Here is a 21,938-nt window from a genome sequence, read left to right as displayed (position 1 = left end):
CTTGACGCCGGATGCGCGCCCGTGGGCACATTGCTCGCGGTTGCACAGCACACGCTGAGCACACGGTGGAGCGTCAGCTCGTCTCGGGGGCCCTCGGTGGATCAAGCACTCTTCAGCTACACAGTCGACCCGTCGACCATCGACTACTCGGGTGGGCCGAACCAGCTGAGCGTCGTCGATCTCACCATCACGGCCACCAACCCCGGGACGACCGACGTCGCGTGCACGTCGATCGCGTTCACCCCGACCGTCGGCGACGGGCAGACCGGCCTCACCACGGACCCGTCGACGATCGCGGTCGCCCCCGGCGCCACCACGCCGTGGGCGATCGGGGGTGGCAGCGGCACGTTCACTGCGGTGCCGCTGCCGCCGGTCACCTCGATCCCGGCCGGCGGCAGCGTCTCGTTCGTGCTCGCCGACGTCGTGGTCAACGACTCCGGGGGTCCCGCCGAGATCGACGTGGTCGAGACGACCGACGCCCAGCGCGGCGCCACGCTGAGCGTGACCAAGAGCGCGGTCGTGCCGGCGGGCAGCACACCGAGCATCCAGGCCTTCACCGCCGCGCCTGCGGTGGTCGCCCAGGGCGGCACGAGCACGCTGACGTGGGCGACCACCGACGCGGAGCGGTCCGTGCTCGGACCCGGCGCGGTCGACCTCCCGAACCCCGGCGGCGGCCAGGTCCCGATCGCGGTGGACGCGACGACGACGTACACCCTCGACGCGATCGGCGCCGGTGGCCGGGTCTCGGCGGTCGTCACCGTGACGGTCGGCTCGGTCGCCATCGGCTCGTTCACCGCGGCGCCGGCCACCCCGGTGGCGCCGGGGACGTCGGTGACGCTCACCTGGGAGACGCAGTACGCGTCGTCCTGCTCGATCGACCAGGGCGTCGGGCCGGTCCCGACCTCGGGTTCCGTGGTGGTCACTCCTCAGCAGACCACCGTCTACACGGTGTCCGCCCTCGGGCGGCATCCCCTGTCGAGCTCGGTCACGGTCCACGTGACGTCCTAGCCCGCTCGACCCCCACCCAGCGCACCCAGCACCTAGGAGCGGTACATGTCCGAGTCCACCCCGGAAGGCGTCCACGCCCTCGCCGAGTCGATCGCCCGCGAGATCGTCGCGCGCCAGGGCAGCCAGCCCGTCACCATCGAGTCGCTCACCGACATGAGCGGGTCGTTCGTGCTCGCCATCGTCTACAACGACGTCACCTACACGCTGACGGTCACGATCCCCACGGGGGCCGGGTCCGAGTACGTCTTCTCGCTGACCCAGACCCCGAAGGGGAGCACCACCCCGCAGGACATCGCCTCGTTCAAGTACAAGGACTCGACGGACTGGGCGGTCGCCGTCGGCCTGCCGGCGCCGATCACGTTCGGCGGGGTCACGCTGCAGACGCTCAAGCTGTCGCTGGGCGAGGGCACGGTCAGCTGAGGACGACGCCGGTTCTGAGGGCGGACCCATGGGCGCAGAGGGCAGCGGTGACGACGCCACCTTCTCGGTGACCGTGCTCGTCAACGCGAACACGCTGGCGTTCGGCGGCTCCGTGCAGCCGCCGGACTACGGGCTGCAGGACCTCCTGGAGCACCTGCCCGCCGAGGCCAGGTCGTTCCTGGGGTGGATCCCGAACATCTCGATCGACTCGGTCGGCGTCATGTTTGACCCGGAGTCGCACGCCTTCGGTGTCTACGCCACGGCAGGACTGGCCGACTCGGCCGAGCCGTCGGCGGAGCTGTTCATCGGGGACGTGCCGGTGACGACCGGCACGACCACGAGCACCGCCTTCGTGGTGGGGATCTCGCTCAGCTCGCGGATCGAGCTGAGCGGGACCCCGCTGTTCGGCAGCATGCTGAGCGGGATCTCGATCAGTGACCTCACGTTCACCTACGCGAGCGCCGACATCCCGACCGGCGCGATCGCGTTGCCCCCGCCGGCGCCCACGAACTCCCCGGCGTATCCGCAGGGCCCGGTCCTGGGCTTCACCCTGGGCGACGGGACGGCGGGCAAGCGTTTCGTGCTCAAGCCGTCCTCCGCCTCGTCGTCCACCTCGGCCGACTCGCCGGCCGCGCTCGGTGGCGACCCGCCGCCACCGGTGGCGCCGATCCAGTGGTTCGACATCCAGAAGACGATCGGACCGCTGACCCTCGGCCGGATCGGCATCGTGAGCGGCGACGACGAGCTCGGCCTCGCCCTCGACGCCGCCGTGCAGACCACGGCGCTCGGCGTCGACCTCACGGGCTTCACGCTCTTCTTCAAGCCGACGTCGGACATCTCGCTCAGCGGCCTGCACGTGTCGCTCGACGGCCTGTCCGTCCAGTTCGGCAGCGGCAGCGTCTCGATCGCCGGCAGCCTGGTGCGCACGGTGATCGAGGTCGACCACGAGCAGGTCACGGAGTACGACGGCGGCCTGGTCATCCAGGCCGGCCCGTACGGCATCTCCGCGGTCGCGTCGTTCGCCGAGCTCCACGGCTCTCCGTCGCTGTTCGTGTTCGGGATGGCCAAGGGTCAGTTCGGCGGGGTGCCGGAGTTCTTCGTCACCGGCATCGCGGCCGGCTTCGGCTACAACCGCAGCCTGCGGCTGCCGAAGCCCGAGGAGGTGCTGCAGTTCCCGTTCGTGCTGATGGCACGACAGGGCTCCGGCTACTTGCCCGACCCCAGCGCGGCGTCGGCGCTCTCCAAGCTCTCGTCGGGCGGCTGGGTGCCGCCCGAGCTCGGTTCCTACTGGGTCGCCGCCGGCATCTCGTTCACGTCGTTCGAGCTCCTCGACGGGTTCGCGCTGCTGATCGTCCAGTTCGGCAACGAGACCGTGATCGCCCTGCTCGGGGTCGCGTCGATCGCGCTGCCGACCGCGGCCGAGGGCTTCGCGTACGCCGAGATGACGCTCGACGCCGTGCTCGTGCCGTCCCAGGGCACGTTCCAGATGACCGCGCTGCTCACCCCGAACTCCTACGTGCTCTACCGCGACTGCCGGCTGACCGGCGGTTTCGCGTTCTACCTGTGGTTCGGCTCCAACCCCCACGCCGGGGACTTCGTGGTCACGCTCGGTGGCTACAACGCGGCGTTCGACAAGCCGGACTGGTATCCCACGGTGCCGCGGCTCGGCTTCGCGTGGAACGTCTCCAGCGAGGTCCACATCGAGGGCGGCGCGTACTTCGCGATCACGCCGACCTGCGTGATGGGCGGAGGCGGGCTGGCGCTGACCTTCCAGTCCGGCGACCTCAAGGCGTGGTTCGACGCCCACGCCGACTTCATCATGTGGTGGAAGCCGTTCTACTTCGACATCTCGGTCGGCGTCTCGATCGGGGCGTCGTACACGCTCGACCTCGGATTCACCCGCAAGACCCTCACAGTGTCCTTGAGCGCGGACGTCGAGCTGTGGGGGCCGCCGCTCGCCGGGGTCGCGCACGTCAGCTGGTACATCATCTCGTTCACGATCGCGATCAACGGCGGCGGTTCGCCGTCGCTGCCGGGCAAGCACCTGGACTGGACGACGTTCCAGACCAGCTTCCTCCCGGCGGAGGCGACCGCACCGGAGCTCGGCGCGGCGGCCACCGGCACGCCGTCGCCCGTGTGCCGCCCCCGGGTCACCAGCGGCCAGACCGGGACCTGGCACAACGGCGACGACGAGGTGTGGCTGGTCTCGGCCGATGCCCTGACCCTGGCCACCGAGACCGTGGTGCCGGCGAGCTCGGTCGTGGTGGCCGCACCCTCCGACGGCACGCCGCTCACCTACGCGGGGCCCGCGGTCGGGGTGTACCCGATGGGCTCGGTCGTCCTGACGTCGACGCACACCTTCGCGCTGTACGCCGTGGTCGGCCAGGTGGTGTCCAGCACCCCGGTCGACCTGAGCTCCTGGACCTGGACGCCCGTGACCGGCAGCGTGCCCTACTCCCTCTGGGGCGGGCAGAACACGGGTCAGCCGGTGCTCGCCTCGGCGACGGTGCCGGCGCTGACCGGCGTGACCGGGGTGCCCGCGGAGCCGGTCGTCACCGGGCCTCCGGCGTTCCCGCTCGAGGACCTCGCGTTCGTCGAGATCTACCCGCAGCGCCCGCTGCCGATCACGACCGGTCCGGCGGTCGACGGCAGCACGGCGCTGCCCACGGTCGACCCGCGGCAGGTGGTCGCCACCACGATCTCGGACCCCGGCGTGGTCGCGGCGCGCGGCAGCCTGGCCGCGACGCTGAACCGGGTCGGGGTCGGTGCCGGGCTCAACGGCGGCACCATGGCGCGGCTGGCCGAGGAGATCTTCGTGACCTTCCTGTCCGAGCCCATGCTCGGCCCGGTCGGCAGCACCGGCCCGGCGCGGGAGCACCCGGTCGCGCCTGCGGCCACCCCGGCGCCGGCGGCCCGTCGACTGCCCCGTCTGCCGCGGCCGATCGACCCACCATTGTCCGCGCCCCTCGTCCTCGCCGACTTCCGCCGGCTCCCCGGGGCGACCGACCGCGTGCGGGTCGCCTGTCGGGTGCACGACGCGTTCTCCTCGGTCGGCGAGCGCGGCCTCGCCGCCCACGGGCTCGCGTCCGCGCAGCGGATCGGGATGGACCCGCACACGCTCGTCGTGGTGCGGGCGCAGCCGGACCGCGGGCACGTCGTGACCAGCGACGGCCGCGTCGGCCTGCACGTGGTCGCCTACGACCGTCAGTACCTGCCGATCAGCGAGCACTTCCTCGCCGCGGGCGCAGCCACCTCGCAGCAGCTCGCGCCGGGAGCCGAGCGGCTGGTGATCGCCGGCCTCCCCGTGCAGGTCACCCCCGCCCCGGGGTGGCACGAGGGAGCGCGCCTGCTCCAGGTCTCGCCACAGGCGCTCGTCGGCACGGACTGCCTGGTCCGGGTGCAGAGTCCGCACCGGGTGCGGGGCCGCCGGACCAGCCGCGAGGCCGGCGTGGTCACGGCGTCCAGCCTGGTCGACGACAACTGGACGCAGACCGATGACGGGCGCCGGCCCGGCTGGGTGGACACCTGGCTCCCCGGCGACGTGCGCGGCATCGCGGCGAGCCTGCGCGCGGACGACCGCCTCGGCGCGAGCGCCGCGGCGGCCTCGGTCGAGCTGGTTGTCACCGACGACGCCACCGGTGTTCCGCGACGCGTGCCGCTCACGTCGCTCGGCGCGGAGCGCACCCGGGACGAGGTGCTGCTGCTGGCCGAGGTGCCGCCGGGCCTGGCCGTCGCCGGCGGGCGCACCCGGATCAGGGTCACGCCCGCCGACGGCTGGACGCTGACAGGCGTGCACGGACACGACGGGGACGGCCCCGCTCTGGCAGCGCTCCTCGACGAGCCGTCGGCGCCGGGCCGGTCGGCCACGCCGGAGCCACGAGGGTTGGTGAGCGTGTCATGACGGACCTGCCGGTCGGCGACATCGAGTTCTACGACAACGTCCGGCCCGCGCTCGTCGCGGGCGACTACCAGCTCAGCGTCCAGCAGACCGCCGCCGGTGACGGCATCTCCGGGACCTTCGACCACGTCCAGTCGATGCAGGTCACCGGCCCGCACTTCGGGCTCGGAGCGACCGACGTCTACGCGGTCTACCCGCCCTCGGGCAGCACCGCGGACTACACGCTCGCGCTGGCCAACGTGGTGCTGAGCCGGCGCAACCTGCCGTGGCAGATCGACCCGCTCGGAGCCCCGGCCGGCACGCCGTGGCTGGCGCTGCTGCTGCTCACCCCCGACGAGGTCGTGGCGCCGCAGGGCGGTTCGGGCCCCGGCGCGGCGCCGTCGCCGACCGGCGCCCACAGCGTGCCGCTCGCCGACTACCTCTCGCCACCCGCGGGGACCCTGGGCCCGGCGTTCTCCGCCGCACAGGTCCAGGAGTACGAGGCCGAGAACCCCTCCGACCTCACCTGCCTGGTCGTCGACGTGAGCCCGGCCGCCTTCACCGCGGTCGCCCCGTCGGCCGACGAGCTGCCGTACCTCGCGCACGCCCGGCAGGTGGACACCGGCGACCAGGAGATCCTCGGGATCGAGGCCGACGGGTGGTTCTCGGTCGTGATGGGGAACCGGCTGGCCCAGGGCAGCCCGACCGGCGCCTACTACGCACACCTCGTCTCGGTCGAGGGCTTCACCGGCTACCTGCCGCCGGCGACCCTGCCGCAGGCCCAGGCGGTGCGGCTGCTCTCGCTGGCGAGCTGGACCTTCAACGGGCTGACCTCGGCCGGCGACTTCGCCCAGCTGATGGGTGACCTCGACGTCGGGCTGCTCGCGATGCCCACGCTGGTGCCCGACCCGCAGACGGCCGAGGAGCACACGATCGCCGGAGCGCTGGCCGGCGGCTACACGGCGGTGGACTACCAGACCCGGCTCGGCGAGGACACGCTCGCGTGGTACCGCGGTCCGTGCCTGCCGGTGCTGATGGAGGACAACCCGCAGCCGACGTACACCTCGCCCGAGGCAGCGCTGGTCTACGACCAGACGACTGGCATGTTCGACACCTCGTACGCCGTGGGCTGGCAGCTGGGCCGCCTGCTGATGCTGGCGAACCGGAACGTCGTGACGTCCCTGCTCGCTTGGCTCCGTCGCCAGCACCGGCTCACGCAGACGCTGCTGCAGCGGATGGATCTGGTCGGACGTCACCCGGGGCTCGGGCTGCCCGAGGACCTCGCCGACCTGCACGAGCTGGTCGAGCCGCGGCTCGTGCAGACCCTCGCGCGACGCCGTGTGGCGGAGCGGCTGGGACGCGACCTGAGCGAGGAGGGCCCAGGCCCCCTGCTCGGCCCACCCGTCGACCCGAGCGGCCTGCGGCGCCACCTGCGCCGGCTGCCCGGACTGGTGTCGGAGGACTTCGTCCGCACCACGCTGCGCGAGGGCGAGGACCCGACGACGGTCCTGGTGGATCGGCGGGCGGAGCAGTGAGCCGGTCGGCGCGGCTGCGCGCACTGCTGACCAGCAACGCGGCGCGCCCGACGGTCGACGCGCTGGGGACCGCGCTGCCGGACGACGTGGTGGCGTGGCTCGGCGAGCTGGCGCTGCTCGAGGGCATGCCGTTCAACGCGATCGTCCCCGACGCCCGGATGCTCCCGCCGGAGTCGATCCGGTTCTTCTACCTCGACGACAACTGGCTGGCCGCTCTGCGCGACGGCGCGCTCTCGGTGGTCGACCTCTCCGAGCAGGACGGGAGCATGCTCGGCGTCCACCGACCTCGGATCACCGACGACATGCACGCCGCGGCCGCGCAGGTCCGGGTCCGCCGGCGCGCGCGGGCGCGCAGCCGCCCCGGGCGGCCCCCGCTCGCCGCGGCCTCCGTCGTCCGGACGACGGACCTCCCGCCCGCCCGCCCCTGGACCGGCTTCCTGCTGCGATCCGCTGCGGTGTCGGACTGGCCGGGGCTCGCGATCAAGGGCTACCGCGACGCGGGGGGCAGCGACCAGCTGCAGCTCCTGCGGCTCGAGCGGCTGGCGCCGACCGTGCTTCTGGCGATCTTCGGCGGTGTCGTGCAGCAGGTCTCGATCGCCAAGCCCGCGCAGGGCCTGCACTTCGGGGTGGTCGACAGCGCTGGGACCCGCAAGCGCCTCGAGGACCGGACCGACGACGAGACCTATCGGGTGTACCTGCGCGGGCTCGGCGGCTCGCTGCCTGCGGGGGAGCAGCTCTCGGACGGGTCGTCGGTCACCGTGCCGTTGCGCCCCGTCGTGAACGGCCGCAAGGTGCTCGCGATCGACGGCGCCACCGGCCTGCGGCAGCTGCTGAACGACACGCTCACCGCCAAGTACGGCAGCGAGCCGCCGCCGCAGGTGCCGCCGGTGCAGCCAGGTGCGTTCGGGCTGGAGATGGTGGCCGGCGCCGAGCTGCAGGTCTTCGTGCCCAACCCGCTCCCGGCGCCGCCCGCCCGCGCGCGGCACGGCTCGTCCGGCACCTCCGCGCCCTCCGGCGCAGGCAGCGTCACGGTCGACGACCTGAGGGCGGTGCTGGACCATGGCGCCTAGGCGACGGCGCAGCCAGGCGCCGTGGACCGGGCCGGCGCTGCTGGTGCCGGTCGAGGTGCAGGCGCTCGGCATCACCTCCTCGTCGTACGACGACGCCTGGTCGTGGACACCGGCGCGGTACAACCAGCTCTCGACCTTCAAGCAGGTCGATCCAGCGCCATTCACCCCGCAGGCGCCGAGCTATCCGGGCACCAAGAAGTTCACGGGCGTCGTCCTGCACTGGGCGCTGCCCGACGGACTCACCCGCGGCACCCAGGGAGACGACAAGATCTCCTACCCGGCGATCCCGAACCGCTGGCTCGTGGTCCGCCGGTCACCGGCCGGCGCCACCTGGGGGTACGCGGCCTGGATCGTGGCCAGCGACTACCTGGCCGGACCCGCCGGGAGCGCCTGGCCGAACGCCACCGCGACCGGAGGCACCACCCTCGGCATGAGCTGGCCGATCGACAAGTGGCCCGGCGAGCAGGCCGTCGCCCAGCAGTGCCTGAAGCCGCCTCAGCCGCCGTTGACCGCGACCGGCGCAGGGGACCCGACGTTCGCCGCGTTCGCGCCGTACGTCTCGAACGTCCTCTCGTTAGGGGACTCCCTCGACGGGGTCACCGCCGGGCCGCTGAGCTACACCGTCCTCGGGTGGTACGGCGACGCGTCGCTGGACCCGCTGCTCGACTGGCAGACGGCGCCCCAGTGGCAGCAGCTGATGCACCAGCTGGGCTGGTCGGTCGGGGACACCCAGGACCTCGCCGACGCGGTGCAGGCCGGCCAGGACTGGGGGACGGGGCACGGCTTCACGCCGGACCCGAGCGATCCCCGGCAGTGCTATCCCTCCCGCACGCTCTGCCACGGCTACGTGCTGGAGGTGCCGTGGCAGGGGCCCGACGCGCTGAACGTCTCGGGGGTGCCCACCGCCAACCCCAACCTGCCCAGCTACCGCAAGCCGGAGGTCGCGCTGGCCCACTCCGGCATCGACGCCCTCTGCGCGATGCTCGGCGCCGACGAGCTCGCGGCCGGGATGTCCCCCCAGGACGTCACCGAGCTGCTGGAGGTCCTCCAGGCGTTCGTCAACGAGGACCTCGCCACGCTCGACGAGCCGGACGGCCTGGTGCAGCTGGGGCTCGACGTGCAGGACGCCTGGTTCGACAGCACCGGCGGCGGCACCACCTGGACCGTGGTCGAGCCGCGCGACCCCGAGCAGCCCAGCGGCATCCGGGAGGACGCGCCGCTGGACGACGACCAGTCCGCGACCCTGACCGCGTTGAACGTCGCCCAGTCGCGGCTCGACGACTGCCAGCGGGTGCTGGCCTCGTGGCAGTACGAGCGTTACGCGCTGTGGTGGAAGTCCAAGCGGCTCAGCATGTGGGTGCCGCCGCCTCCCCAGAAGACCGACTGGCAGCAGCTGATCGACACCGCCACGGCTGCGGCCGAGGCCGAGATCAGCGCCCTGACGGTGAGCTACGCGTGGCTGCGCCGGACCCGCGACGACGCCCTGGTGGGCCTGCAGCAGCGGTTGTCAGGGAAGGTGCTGGTCGCCGACGCCGGTCAGCCCTTCCGGCGACCCAGCGACCCGGTGCTGGTGATCAGCGGCGCCGGCCGCGGCTACAAGCACGGCGAGGACGACCGGTTCTCCTCCGACGGCACGTTGTTCTGCCGGTTCACCGGGCAGGCGGTCTCCGGCATCGCGGTGACGACTCCGAACGGCGTGGTCACGTTGACCGACTTCCCACCGCCGAAGCTCCCTCTCACCGACCTGCCGGCCGAGACCGCCGACCTGCTCGTCGAGGGGTTCTTCCTCGACCTCACGAGCGCGCCGTTGATCGCGCAGGCGGCGGCGACGATGTCGGGGACGCCGGACCCGTGGCAGCTGCTGGCCGGGATCCGCGAGGAGCAGAGCCTGGTCTGGAACCCGGCCCTGCACCCGGCCCTCGACGTACGCACCCTCGCGGAGGCGAGCGGGCTGGTCTTCCAGTACGCCCTGGGCGCCCTGCCCTCGAAGGTCGGCGTGCAGGTGTGGTCGCCGCCGTGGTACCCGCTGTACGTCGACTGGTCGTTCGACTACTTCCCGGGTGACCTCGACCAGTCCGCCGCGCTCTCGCACTGGGACCTGCCGCTCGGTGGCGGATCGACCGACCCGTTCGACGACTTCACCTACGACTGGACCGGGGGTTCGCCGTCGCAGCAGTACCGGCTCGGCCGCACCGGCCGGACGTTCCTCACCCCCGAGGCCACCGACGTGCTGCGCGCCCAGGTCGAGAAGCTGATCCTCGCCTTCGCCGACGACCCGGCAGCACGCAGCGACCTCTGGGCCCTGCAGGACACGCTCGCCTACCTGCGCCGGGCCGACGTGCTCTCGCAGGCGCTCAACGGGTTCAACCTGGGCATGCTCGAACGCGACCCGGGGCTCTTCGCGCTGCCCAGCGACCACTCGCTCGACCGGTTCCTGGACCCGCCGGGCGCCCCGGCGTTCAACCCCGACTCGACACCGGTGCCGAACCTGCCCGGCGTGGTGCCGCCGCCGTTCAACCCGATCCGGGCGGGTCACATGAAGCTCACCCAGCTGTGGGTGGTCGACGCCTTCGGACAGGTCCTCAAGATCATCGACCCGGCCGGGGGCTCGCTCCCGTCGACCGCCGCGCCCGTCCTCGGCAGCGACCTCACCACCGCGAGCGACCCCGACCTCGCCGAGCTGAAGCCGCGGATCACCCAGTGGAGCCGGCTCCAGCTCACGCTCCTCGACGCCACCGACGACGACGTCGAGGTCGGTGTCCACGTCGGGGCCAACCCCGTCTGCGGATGGCTGATCCCCAACCACCTCGACCGGAGCCTGCTCGTCTACGAGGCCGACGGCACGCTCGCCGGCGAGCTGCAGAAGGCCCAGGACCGGGCGATCTGGTTCCCGGCGCCGGACCGGTTCGCGCCGCCGTACGGCGGGATGCCCCCGGTCCGCATCGACGATCCGCACCTGCGCCGGATCGTCGAGGGGATCCTCGACCGTGCGGACAGCCTGACCGCGCTGAGGGCGATGCTCGACCTGGTCGACACCGCGTTCTGGAGCATCAACCCGAGCGGCGGGTGGGCCGACGAGGAGCTCCCGGTGCTGATCGGCCGGCCGCTCGCCGTGGTCCGCGCCCGGCTCACGCTGACCACGCAGGGCCTCCCGGCGTACAGCCAGGACTGGTCGCAGACCGGCGCGTGGTCGACGGCCGGGTTCGACCGCGTCCGGTTCCCCGTGCAGCTCGGCGTCACCGAGCTGCTCGACGACGGCCTGGTCGGCTTCTACCTCGACGACGACTACCGCCACATCGACACGGCGTACGAGATCACCCACCCGCACCCGTACGTCGGCGCCGACCGGCCGCGGGTCGCGGTCGGCGACCCCGCGGGCGCGCTCCTGACCCTGGTGATGGATCCGAGCTCGACCGTGCACGCACTGAGCGGCGTCGTTCCTCCCGTCGTCACCACCCTCCCCGGGCCTCACGCGAGCCCGGCGCTGAGCAGGATGGCCGTGACCTTCCGCACCGGGCCGGTCCTCGACGCGCCGGGCCTGGCCGCGATGCCGCTCCCGGCACTCAACGGTGGCACCTGGTCATGGCTGCAGTACGTCGACACCGAGCACCCGGCCTCCCAGCAGCCGGTGGCGGGGACCAGCACCACCGCGACCCTGCCCGACCCTGGCCCGATCCTCCGGGAGGGCTGGCTCAAGCTCGTGCTCGGCGACGCGCCGACGCTGTTCAGCTACGCCGTGCAGCCCACCACGGTCCCCACCACCACGGACCCCGCCAACCCGGCGACGACCAACCTGGTGCTGACGGCGTACAACGGCAGCGACGGCGCCGTCACGTGCTCCCAGCTCACGTTCGCCGTCCCCCTCGGCCTCGACGCCGCGAGCCTCGCCGCGGACGTCTCGACGGTGACCGCGTCCCCCGGGACCGGCACGGAGTGGACGATCTCCGGGGACGACCAGGGGACGTTCACCGCCACCCCGCAGGCGGGGGAGGAGGTCGTCGAGGCCGGATCGACCCTGACGTTCCGGCTGGGCGGGATCCGCACCAACGCCGTGCCGGGGACGGTCACGCTGACCGTGCACGAGGTCACCGACGCGAACCGGCAGGCCGACCTGTACCTCGCGAAGGTCCCGCCGATGCCGGCGACGCTCCTCACCTACAGCGCGGATCCGGTCGAGCTGACTGTCGGCGGACAGCCGACGCTGACCGTCACGGCCTACAACGGCACGTCCGCCGCCGTGTACCCGACCAGGATCGTGCTGGACGTCCCGATCGGCAGCTCCGCCTCCGACCTCGCAGCCGACCCGACCGGCCTGCTCGTGACGGCCGCCGGTTGGACGGTGACCACGGACGGCGCCGGCGGCTTCACCGCGCTGCCCGACGACCCCGCGACCAGCATCGCGCCCGGGGGCTCGCTGCAGCTGGCGGTGAGCGGCTTCACGGTGGCGCAACCCGCCGGCCCGGTCCTGCTGGCCGTCGGCGAGACGGCGGGCGCCAAGCCCGCGAGCCAGGTCCAGCCGACCACAGCAGGCGCCGCCCTGCTGGTCACCAAGACCGCCTCGAAGGAAGAGCGCCCATGACGGACTACCCCCCGCCGATCTTCGCCTACGACGTCACGCCGTGCGTCGTGCCGTACTCGTCGGACTCGAAGAACCCGCAGGTCGTCACCCTGATGGTGACGGTCAACAACCCGACGGCGCGGCACGTCGACTGCACCCAGCTGGTGTTCAACATCCAGCCCGGCGACGGTGGCGGTCAGCTGACCACGAACCCGTCGGTCGTGGGGTGCGGGCCGGGGCTCGGCGTGCCGTGGACGATCGAGTCCGACCAGCAGGGCAACTTCACCGCGGTCCCGGCGCCGCCGGCCACCGGGCTCGACACCGGTGACAGCGTGGCGTTCATCCTCACCGGGATCGAGGTCAACGAGTTCCCCGGCCTGGTCGAGATCCAGGCCTGGGAGCAGACCGACATCCTGCGGCTCGGCACGATCGGGATCTCCAAGGTGAAGCCGGGCCTGGCGATCACGGAGTTCTCGGCCGCGCCGGTGCAGGTGACGGCTGGTCAGACGTCGACGCTGTCGTGGACGACGACGGGCGCCAGCTCGTGCACGCTCAGCTGGAACGGGATCTCGAAGCCCAACCTGAAGCCCCAGGGCAGCTACCCGGTGACGCCCAACACGACCACGACGTACACGTTGACCGCCGTCGGCGACGGCACGACGCGCAGCGAGCAGATCACGGTCTACGTGCCGCAGGTGACGATCCTGTCCTTCGGCGCCTCGCCCGGCCAGGTGCCCCAGGGTGGTACGTCGGCGCTGAGCTGGCTGGTCAACAACGCCGACACCGTCGGGATCACGCCGGGGACCTACGGGAAGCTCGACCCGGCGCAGGGGACCCAGGCGGTGAGCACCACCGTCGACGACCCCAACCATCCGGTCGTGGACTACTTGATGACCGCCACGGGTTTCGGCCGCACGGTCTCGATGCCGGCGCCGGTCACGGTGATGCAGGTCGACGTCCAGTCGTTCACGGCGACACCGAGCCAGGTCCCGCCCGGGGGTCTGCTCCCCGTCACGCTGACGTGGGCGACGACCTGGGCGACGGCGTGCAGCATCTCGCCGGGCGTCGGCACGGTCCCCACCAGCGGCAGCGCCCAGGCGACCCCCGGGCAGACCACGACCTACACGCTGCAACCGGTGGGCCTGGCCCCGCCGACGCCCACGGTCACGGTGAACGCGTGCCCGGCGTTCGTGTCGGTCGAGGTGATCACCGACCCGCAGAACGCCCAGGCCTTCGTGGTCTGGCAGGTGATCGGCGGCACCGTCACGATGGCGCTCGGCTCCGGCGCCCCGACGGCGGTCCCGTCGTCCGGCAGCACCAGCCAGGCCTTCCCGTTCCCGAGCGCGATCACGTTCACGGCGACCGGCGTCGGGATGACCTCCGCCGTGGTGCTCACCCTGCCGAGCGAGCTGGGCGGCGGGACGGTCGACTCGCTCAAGGCGACCTGCGGCTACGGCGTCAACGCGCCCGGGGCGACCGCCACCCTGACCTGGCAGACCGAGGGCGGGACCGTCGACGGCACCGTCACCGCGGGCACCACTCAGACCATCTCGGGCGAGTCCGGCACCCTCACCGTCCCGCTGGGCCAGGGCAGCGCCGGCCGGCTCTGGAACGTCGACTTCGGCTTCGGCAGCCAGCCGGGCCACCGGATCGGGATCGCGACCGCGATCCCCACCACCGCGCAGTAGCGCATCCCAGAGGAGGACGCATGACCGCATGGACCAGCTTTGCCCTGCGTGCGAACACGACCACGCCGGAGGGACAGGTTCCTTCAGGTGGGTCGATCACGATCTGCCCGGACATCATCCCGCTGCCCGCGGCCGACCCGAACCCGACCACGAACTTCGCGACGACCCAGTCGTGGGCCCAGGACTACGCTGCCCAGATCCTGGAAGGCGTCCCGAACTACATCTACGTGCGAGCGAAGAACTGGGCCGCCGGTGCGGAGACCGCCGACGTGACGCTGTACGCGGTCGGATGCGCGCTGATCAACATGCCGAGCGACTGGATCGACAACCCGTTGACCCTTCAGGACGGCAAGACCACGAAGCAGACGATCTCGGCCACCAACAACCAGGAGATCGCGGTGGCCCCGGAGCCCTGGTACTGGGTCGCCCAGCCCCCGCCGTCCGGCAGCGACCACTACTGCGTGTTCGCCCTGCTGGACAGCAAGGACAACCCCAACCCGCTGCTGCACAACAACGTGCCGCAGACCTACAGCGACATGGCGTCGCTGGTCACCAACGAGCTCTACGTGGGTTGGAAGAACGTCGCCCTGGTGCCGACCAACGCCGTGTGGACCCACACGATGAAGATGCCCCTCCCGCCGAGGATCACCGGTGACTCCCTGCTGCACGTCTACTTCTTCGGCAGCCAGGGCTACGTCGGCGGCAAGGTGGCCGTCTCCGTCGGGGACGGCGCGTCGTTCAACCCGCCGATCGTCATCGGCACGCCCACCAACCCGCAGACGATCAACTCGCCCAGCGAGACCTACGGGATGCTGACGACGCCGGTCGCGGGCGAGGAGAGCACCTACATCAGCGTGTCCTACCTGGGTGGCGCCAACCCGGGCTTCAACGACCGGGTGTCGATGGTGTGCGGATGGGTGCCGTCGCAGGGGTCCATCGCGGAGGACTTCAAGGCCCGGGGCCTGGGCCAGGCGCTGCCGGCGCACATCGCGGCGCAGTCCCGGGAGTTCGACGGCCACGACGGCCACGAGATCGGCTGGGAGGTCCCGATCGGCGCCATGCACTACGACGCGGACCCGTCCCAGAACCAGTAGGTCCATCTCGCCGGCGCCCCCGCGCTGGCACTCAGTTGGGGAGAGTGCTAGTTTCAGAACTGGCACTCTCCCCGTGAGTGTGCCAGCGCCTGCGACACCGATGCGATCCCCGCGACGGCGTACCGGATCCGCAGGCACCAGACGTGCATCAACCCCAACATCGAAGTGCCAGAAAGTGGAGGTCGGCATCGTGTCGGTCAACATCAAGCCCCTCGAGGACCGGATCGTCGTCAAGCCGCTCGACGCGGAGCAGACCACGGCCTCGGGCCTGGTCATCCCGGACACCGCCAAGGAGAAGCCCCAGGAGGGCGAGGTCCTGGCGATCGGTCCCGGTCGGATCGACGACAACGGCAACCGCGTTCCGCTCGACGTGAACGTGGGCGACAAGGTCATCTACAGCAAGTACGGCGGCACCGAGGTCAAGTACGCCGGAGCGGAGTACCTCATCCTCTCCGCGCGCGACGTCCTCGCGATCGTTTCCTGATCTACCGGGTCGTCCGCCTCTCGGCTGCCTCTGGCACGCCCCGAGGCGGACGACCCGATCTTTTTCTCTAGAGGAGAGTCATGCCGAAGATCCTGGAGTTCGACGAGAACGCCCGCCGCGCGCTCGAGCGTGGCGTCGACGCCCTCGCCAACGCCGTCAAGGTCACGCTCGGTCCGAAGGGCCGCTACGTCGTCCTCGACAAGAAGTGGGGCGCGCCGACCATCACCAACGACGGTGTCACCGTCGCGCGTGAGATCGAGCTCGACGACCCGTTCGAGAACCTCGGTGCGCAGCTGACCAAGGAAGTCGCCACCAAGACCAACGACATCGCCGGTGACGGCACCACCACCGCCACCGTGCTCGCCCAGGCGATGGTCCACGAGGGTCTGCGCGCGGTCGCCGCCGGCGCGAACCCGATGGGCCTCAAGCGGGGCATGGACGCCGCGGCCGAGGCCGTCGGCGACGCGCTCAAGGAGGCCGCCCGCGAGGTCGAGTCGGTCGAGGACATGGCGTCGGTCGCCACGATCTCGAGCCGCGACAGCCACATCGGCGACCTGCTCTCGCAGGCGTTCGACAAGGTCGGCAAGGACGGTGTCATCACCGTCGAGGAGTCCAACACCATGGGCACCGAGCTCGACTTCACCGAGGGCATGCAGTTCGACAAGGGCTACCTGTCGCAGTACTTCGTGACCGACCCCGAGCGGATGGAGGCCGTCCTCGACGACCCGTACATCCTGCTGCACCAGGGCAAGATCTCGGCCGTCGCCGAGCTGCTCCCGCTGCTGGAGAAGGTCATCTCGACCGGCAAGCCGCTGTTCATCCTCGCCGAGGACGTCGAGGGCGAGGCGCTCTCGACCCTGGTCGTCAACAAGATCCGCGGCACGTTCAACGCCGTCGCGGTGAAGAGCCCGGCGTTCGGTGACCGCCGCAAGGCGATGATGCAGGACATCGCGACCCTGACCGGCGGTCAGGTCATCGCCCCGGAGGTCGGCCTCAAGCTCGACCAGGTCGGCCTCGAGGTGCTCGGCCAGGCGCGTCGCGTCGTCATCACCAAGGACGACACCACGATCGTCGACGGCGCCGGCGACCCGAAGGACGTCGAGGGCCGCGTCAACCAGATCAAGGGCGAGATCGAGTCCACCGACTCCGACTGGGACCGCGAGAAGCTCCAGGAGCGCCTCGCGAAGCTGGCCGGCGGCGTGTGCGTCATCAAGGTCGGCGCGCACACCGAGGTGGAGCTCAAGGAGAAGAAGCACCGCATCGAGGACGCCGTCTCCGCGACGCGCGCCGCGATCGAGGAGGGCATCGTCCCCGGCGGTGGCTCCGCGCTCATCCACGCGGTCTCGGTGCTGTCCGACGACCTCGGCCTGACCGGCGACGAGGCGGTCGGCGTACGCATCGTGCGCAAGTCCGCCGACGAGCCGCTGCGCTGGATCGCCGAGAACGGCGGTGAGAACGGCTACGTCGTCACCACCAAGGTGCGCGAGCTCGGCGTGGGCAACGGCTACAACGCCGCCACCGGCGAGTACGGCGACCTGGTCGCCCAGGGCGTGCTCGACCCGGTGAAGGTGACCCGCTCCGCGCTGATCAACGCCACCTCGATCGCGGGCATGCTGCTCACGACCGAGACCCTGGTCGTCGAGAAGCCCGAAGAGGAAGAGGCCGCGCCGGCCGCTGGCCACGGCCACGGTCACGGCCACGGCCACTGATCGACCTGAGCAACGCGAAGGCCCCCACCCGCTCCGGGTGGGGGCCTTCGCCGTGTCTGGTCGTTCCAGCTGTCGCAGCTTCACCATGTGATGCAGTCGAACCTGCACTTCCCACGGTGTGCACGCCATGGGAAGTGCAGGTTCACCCACGGACCATGGTGAAGCTGCAGCGGCCAGCTCCAGCCGCGTCAGTCCAGCCGCGTCAGTCCAGCAGCTCGCCGACGTACTGGGTGGAGCCCTTGCCCTGGTTCACCGGGGTGTGCCAGGTGAACTGGCCGGGCTGGCCGGTGGCGCCGCCCAGGCCCCAGGACGACATCGCGTCGCTGATCCGCAGGAACCGGCCGGACTCGAGGTCGTAGACGTAGGTTCCGGTCCGGTCGTCGCCCGGTGCGCCCATCAGGTCGATGTTGACGACGTCGCTCCCGGGCGGGAGCCAGCCGCTGATGCCGTCGTCCTGCAGGGTCACCACCTGCTCGCCGTCGGTGCTGACGATCTGCAGCCGGTCGTCACGACCCGACGCGTAGGTGCCGCAGTACTCGCCCATCACGATCCGGTCGCCGGAGGCGCCGAAGCTCAGCAGGTTGCACCGGTCGTCGACCTCGGGGTCGAAGGAGGACTCCTCGCCGGTGGCGAAGTCGCGGACGTGCATCATCCCGGCGTCGCCGGTCCGGTCGGTCCACACCATCGCCGTGTCGGTGAAGGCGACGTCGCCGACGACCAGGCCCTCGTCACGCACGTCCGCGGTGTCGGTGAGCGAGACCGACCAGAGGTGGTAGGTGTCGCCCTCGAAGTCGGCGTCGTCCGCCTCGCCGTCCGGGCCGGTCGGCCAGCCGCCCTCCGGGGGCTGACCCTGGGTCGCGACGACGCGGACGTAGAGCCGGTCGTCCGGCCCGGCGATCGCCCGCGGGAAGTCGACCTGCGGGAGCCCGGGCCACGTCAGCGTGCTCCACTCGCCGGCGGCGCGGTCGAAGACGTGCGCCCGCAGCTCGCCGGCGAGACCGTTGCGCAGCGAGAGCAGCACCAGCCGGTCCGCGCTCAGCTCGGCCGGCCAGGTCTGGTCCTGGCCGACGCCTTCGAGCGCGGGGAGCCAGTCCTTGTCGCCGGTCGCGGGGTCCATCAGGGCGAACCTCGGGCGCCACTGCTCCGCCCGAGGCCCGTCGCGGAACAGGATCTGGCCGTCGTCGGTGACCCCGTCGAGGTACTGGCCGTTGTCGTTGTCCAGGTCGTCGTTCGTCTGGGACGCCAGCTGGCGGTAGTCGCGTCCCTCGACTGCCGCGGTGGCGTCGGCCAGGGTGATCGTGGGCGCCTCCGGTCGCGGCCGCGCGGCTGCCTGCTCAGGCGGCGTGCCGCTCGGCAGCAGCGAGCCGCCGACGGCGATCACCCCGACCGCGGCGACGGCGCCCACGCCCGTGCGGACCCGCCGGGTGCGCACGCGGCGACGTCCGGCGTCGACCAGGGAGTCCAGGTCGAGGTGGTCGGGCGGGGGAGCGGCGACGTTCTGTCGCATCAGGTCCTTCAGGTCGTTCACCACGGCAGGTTCCTCTCTCCGGCCACGACGAGCTCGTCGCGGGACGCGTCCTCGAACATGGCGCGCAGGGATGCGAGCGCACGCGAGGTCTGGCTCTTGACGGTGCCTTCGCTGCAGCGCAGCGCGGTCGCGGTCTCGCGGACGTCGAGCTCCTCGAAGTACCGCAGCACGACGCACGCGCGCTGCCGCTGGGGCAGCCGGGCGAGCGCCGCCATCAGGGCCGCCCGGTCGGCGACCGCGCTGGCGACGTCCTCGCCGCTGGCCCGGTCGGGCTGCTCGGACGTCGGCCGCTCCGAGCTCGACCGCTTGCGGCTGGAGTCCAGGAACGCGCTGACCACGGCCTTGCGGGCGTAGGCCAGCTCGCCGCCGTGGCGCACCAGCCGCGGCCAGGCGACGTACACCCGGATCAGGCCTTCCTGGACATGGTCGGCGGCGCGTTCCCAGTCGCCGCACAGCAGGTACGCCGTGTTCCGCAGCCGGCTCCGGCTGGCGGCGGCGAACTCCGTGAAGGCGGCGTCTGCGCCTGAGTCCCGTCTCATGTCTGGAGAAACGAGGTCAGTCGCAGTTCGGTTGCACGGGCGCCCTCTCCAGGTCGCGCAGCAGGTAGACCGGCTGGCCGTTGCACGTCGTGCCGTGCGCGACGTAGCGCTCCGCGACGACCGCCTCCAGCTCGGCGACGCCGTCGTCGGACCAGGCGTCGAAGGCGACCCACTCGACCAGCCACGTGGGCGCGTCGGGCCCGGAGAGCAGCGCGCTCAGGTCGGCGTACCCGGGGTCGCGCGTGCGCATCGGCAGGCTCCACAGGTACGGGTACGGCGAGGTCATCTCGCTCTCGTGCTGCAGGTCGGCGCGGCCCCCGAACACCACGAGCGTGTCGCCGGGCTCGGCGGCCCCGGCGATCGCCCGGCCCGTGTTCACCTCGTCGAACTCCTGCTGACCGGTGGCGTTCCACGCCAGCCAGAACACCATGGCGGCGCACGCCGACGCGACCGAGGCGAGCACGATCGCGCGCATGGTCCGGCCCGGGCGGTCCGCCCGGCCCGCGACCAGGGCGGTGCAGAGGGCAGCGGCCGGCACCAGCGGGATCAGGTAGTCCTGCCAGAAGCTGCCGCCCGCGACCAGCGCGGCCACGTCGACCAGCACGACCGCGAGCGCGGCTGCCGTGACCGGTGGGTCCTCGCGCCACAGGCGGCGCAGGTGCGCGACCAGCCCGCCGAGCACCGCGAGCAGCCCGGTGCCGACCGCGATCGCGAGCAGGATCCAGGCGCGGCGCACCGGTGCGCCGGCCGCACCGTCGGCGATCACCGAGGCGGCGGCCGCGCGGAACCCGTAGACGGTGTCCCACAGCGTGTCGAGGCGGACCCCGGCCGCGTCCGCCCAGCCGATCGTCGCGAGCACCGGGACGGCGGCGCCGGCGAGACCGGCGGCGGCGAGCAGCGCCGCGCTGCGTCCGGGCAGCCGCCCGGTCAGCCAGGAGACGAGCAGCAGCACGCCCGCGAAGACCAGCCCCGTCGCCAGGTTCTGCTTGAGACCGATCGCGAGGGAGGCGGCAGCGCCCGCGGCCAGCGCCAGCGGCCAGGAGCGGCGGCGTACGGCGAGGAGCGTCAGCAGCATGCTGCCCAGCACGAACGGCAGCGCCAGCAGCTCGCCCTTGACCGCGACGACGTCGATCATCGGGTTCGCGAGCAGCGCGGCGGTGAGGACCGCGGTCCACGTCGTCGCCCGCGGGCCGCTGAGCGTGCCGGCCAACCCGGCCGCGAGCAGCACCGCGAGCCCGGCCACCAGCGCGCCGAGGAGGCGCAGCGTGGTCACGCCGCCGAGCGCGTCGACGGCGCCGAAGACGGCGACGAGCAGCGGCGGGCGGTCCACCCAGTACGGGCCGAACAGGCTGTCGGGCCGTGGGTCCCAGGCGGAGGCGACCAAAAGGAACCCCGCCTCGTCCGCGCGCACCGGCCGGGTCAGCGCGGGCAGCCGCGCGAGGATCGTGACGACCACCGCGACGGCCACGGGATACCGGCGCAGGAACGTCACGGGCGCCAGCGTAAAGCGCCGGAAACAACGGGGACGCAACGGCGCAACGTGGCTGGTCCACGCTGACGCCATGTTGTGGAGAGTGCGTACGACGTTGCCCGACCGACCCGGTGCGCTGGCCGCGCTGGCGACCGCGTGCGGTGAGGCCGGCGTCAACATCCTGGGGCTGCAGATCTTCCCCGGCGTCGAGGCGGTGACCGACGAGCTCGTGCTCAGCACGCCGGACGACTGGACCGAGGCCGAGGTCGCGACGCTGGTGGGCCAGCCGATCAGTGCGGCCCCGTGCACCGAGGCCGCGCTCCTCGACCAGCCGACCCGCTACGTGCAGGCGGCGCGCGCGATGCTCACCAGCCCCGCGTCGTTCCCCGAGGTCGCCGCCCGGCTCTTCGACGCCGAGGCCGGGGCCGCGGACGAGCAGGACGTGATGAGCCTGATGGTCGGCGAGGTCCAGGTGCAGGTCAGCCGGGGCGCGCCGTTCACCGCGACCGAGCACGCCCGCGGGACGGCGCTGGCCGACCTGGTCTCGGACGTCCTCGCCCGGGACCACGCGACGCCCACCCCGGACCGCCGGATGGGCGGCGGCGTCGCGCCGGAGTACGTCGTCAGCGGCGCGATGGTCTCCGCGCTGGTCAACGGCGCCGCCGTCGGGCTCGCCACCGTCGCCCTCGACGGCGAGGTGACGCTGCGCGTCGACGCCGCCTGGCAGCGCCGCGGGATCGGCACCCGGCTGCTGGTCGACGCGGCCCGCCTCGCGAACTCCCGGGGCATCGAGGAGATCGTGCTCACCACGCGCGCGGACAACCAGGCGGTGCTGCCGATGGTGATGGCCGCCGGCCTGCGCGGTCGGATCCGGATGGCCGGCAGCACGCTCACCGTGCGGATCGGCGTTCGCGACCTGAAGCCGCTGCAGGTGTGAGCCCCGTCGCCCCGTAGGAT

14 protein-coding genes are annotated in these 21,938 nt (G+C 72.2%); 11 read left to right on the top strand and 3 right to left on the bottom strand.

What is annotated here, in order from left to right; genetic code table 11:
* Positions 1–96: 96 nt before the first annotated feature.
* The 10 genes from ABD875_RS15525 (at position 97) to groL (ending at position 17,443) form a co-directional block, all read left to right on the top strand.
* Complete coding sequence (locus tag ABD875_RS15525) at positions 97–1,008, top strand: hypothetical protein (RefSeq protein WP_345179255.1); 912 nt, start codon at positions 97–99, stop codon at positions 1,006–1,008.
* 45 nt (positions 1,009–1,053) lie between these two features.
* On the top strand, positions 1,054–1,428 hold the full coding sequence (locus ABD875_RS15520; RefSeq protein WP_345179250.1) for a hypothetical protein: 375 nt from the start codon (positions 1,054–1,056) through the stop codon (positions 1,426–1,428).
* 28 nt (positions 1,429–1,456) lie between these two features.
* Positions 1,457–5,329, top strand: a complete 3,873-nt coding sequence (locus ABD875_RS15515) for a DUF6603 domain-containing protein (RefSeq protein WP_345179245.1) — start codon at positions 1,457–1,459, stop codon at positions 5,327–5,329.
* A complete protein-coding gene (locus ABD875_RS15510; protein ID WP_345179242.1) occupies positions 5,326–6,840 on the top strand; it encodes a hypothetical protein in 1,515 nt (504 codons plus the stop codon). Before ABD875_RS15515 ends, ABD875_RS15510 begins: the two co-directional genes overlap by 4 nt.
* Positions 6,837–7,910 carry a hypothetical protein gene (locus ABD875_RS15505; RefSeq protein WP_345179238.1) on the top strand — a complete coding sequence of 358 codons (1,074 nt, stop codon included), beginning with the start codon at positions 6,837–6,839 and terminating at the stop codon, positions 7,908–7,910. Before ABD875_RS15510 ends, ABD875_RS15505 begins: the two co-directional genes overlap by 4 nt.
* On the top strand, positions 7,900–12,489 hold the full coding sequence (locus ABD875_RS15500; RefSeq protein WP_345179232.1) for a hypothetical protein: 4,590 nt from the start codon (positions 7,900–7,902) through the stop codon (positions 12,487–12,489). The genes ABD875_RS15505 and ABD875_RS15500 overlap by 11 nt, the downstream gene beginning before the upstream one ends.
* The gene (locus tag ABD875_RS15495; RefSeq protein ID WP_345179228.1) at positions 12,486–14,156 is read left to right on the top strand and encodes a hypothetical protein; all 1,671 of its coding nucleotides are present in this window, start codon (positions 12,486–12,488) and stop codon (positions 14,154–14,156) included. The genes ABD875_RS15500 and ABD875_RS15495 overlap by 4 nt, the downstream gene beginning before the upstream one ends.
* A gap of 20 nt (positions 14,157–14,176) precedes the next feature.
* Entirely contained in the window at positions 14,177–15,250 is a 1,074-nt protein-coding gene (locus tag ABD875_RS15490; protein WP_345179224.1) for a hypothetical protein, read from the top strand.
* Between the two features lie 190 nt (positions 15,251–15,440).
* Positions 15,441–15,734, top strand: coding sequence for a co-chaperone GroES (gene groES, locus ABD875_RS15485; protein WP_134721054.1), 294 nt, complete (start codon positions 15,441–15,443; stop codon positions 15,732–15,734).
* Between the two features lie 80 nt (positions 15,735–15,814).
* Entirely contained in the window at positions 15,815–17,443 is a 1,629-nt protein-coding gene (groL, locus tag ABD875_RS15480; RefSeq protein ID WP_345179222.1) for a chaperonin GroEL, read from the top strand.
* Positions 17,444–17,645: 202 nt separating this feature from the next.
* Here the strand turns inward: groL and ABD875_RS15475 are convergent, their stop codons facing one another.
* Genes ABD875_RS15475 through ABD875_RS15465 form a run of 3 tightly spaced genes read right to left on the bottom strand, consistent with a single transcriptional unit; the run spans position 17,646 to position 21,002 of the window.
* On the bottom strand, positions 17,646–18,971 hold the full coding sequence (locus tag ABD875_RS15475; protein WP_345179214.1) for a hypothetical protein: 1,326 nt from the start codon (positions 18,969–18,971) through the stop codon (positions 17,646–17,648).
* Entirely contained in the window at positions 18,968–19,510 is a 543-nt protein-coding gene (locus ABD875_RS15470) for a SigE family RNA polymerase sigma factor (RefSeq protein ID WP_345179209.1), read from the bottom strand. Before ABD875_RS15470 ends, ABD875_RS15475 begins: the two co-directional genes overlap by 4 nt.
* Before the next feature lie 16 nt (positions 19,511–19,526).
* Positions 19,527–21,002, bottom strand: coding sequence for a hypothetical protein (locus ABD875_RS15465; protein ID WP_345179200.1), 1,476 nt, complete (start codon positions 21,000–21,002; stop codon positions 19,527–19,529).
* A 70-nt stretch (positions 21,003–21,072) separates the two neighbouring features.
* Here ABD875_RS15465 and ABD875_RS15460 point away from each other — a divergent pair, with 70 nt between their 5' ends.
* On the top strand, positions 21,073–21,918 hold the full coding sequence (locus ABD875_RS15460; protein WP_345179192.1) for a GNAT family N-acetyltransferase: 846 nt from the start codon (positions 21,073–21,075) through the stop codon (positions 21,916–21,918).
* The last annotated feature ends 20 nt before the right edge of the window (positions 21,919–21,938 follow it).

This window comes from Nocardioides caricicola, assembly GCF_039541135.1.
GTDB lineage: Bacteria > Actinomycetota > Actinomycetes > Propionibacteriales > Nocardioidaceae > Nocardioides > Nocardioides caricicola.
The sequence above is the reverse complement of the archived record's forward strand: the minus strand, read 5'-3'. Positions and strand labels throughout refer to the sequence as shown.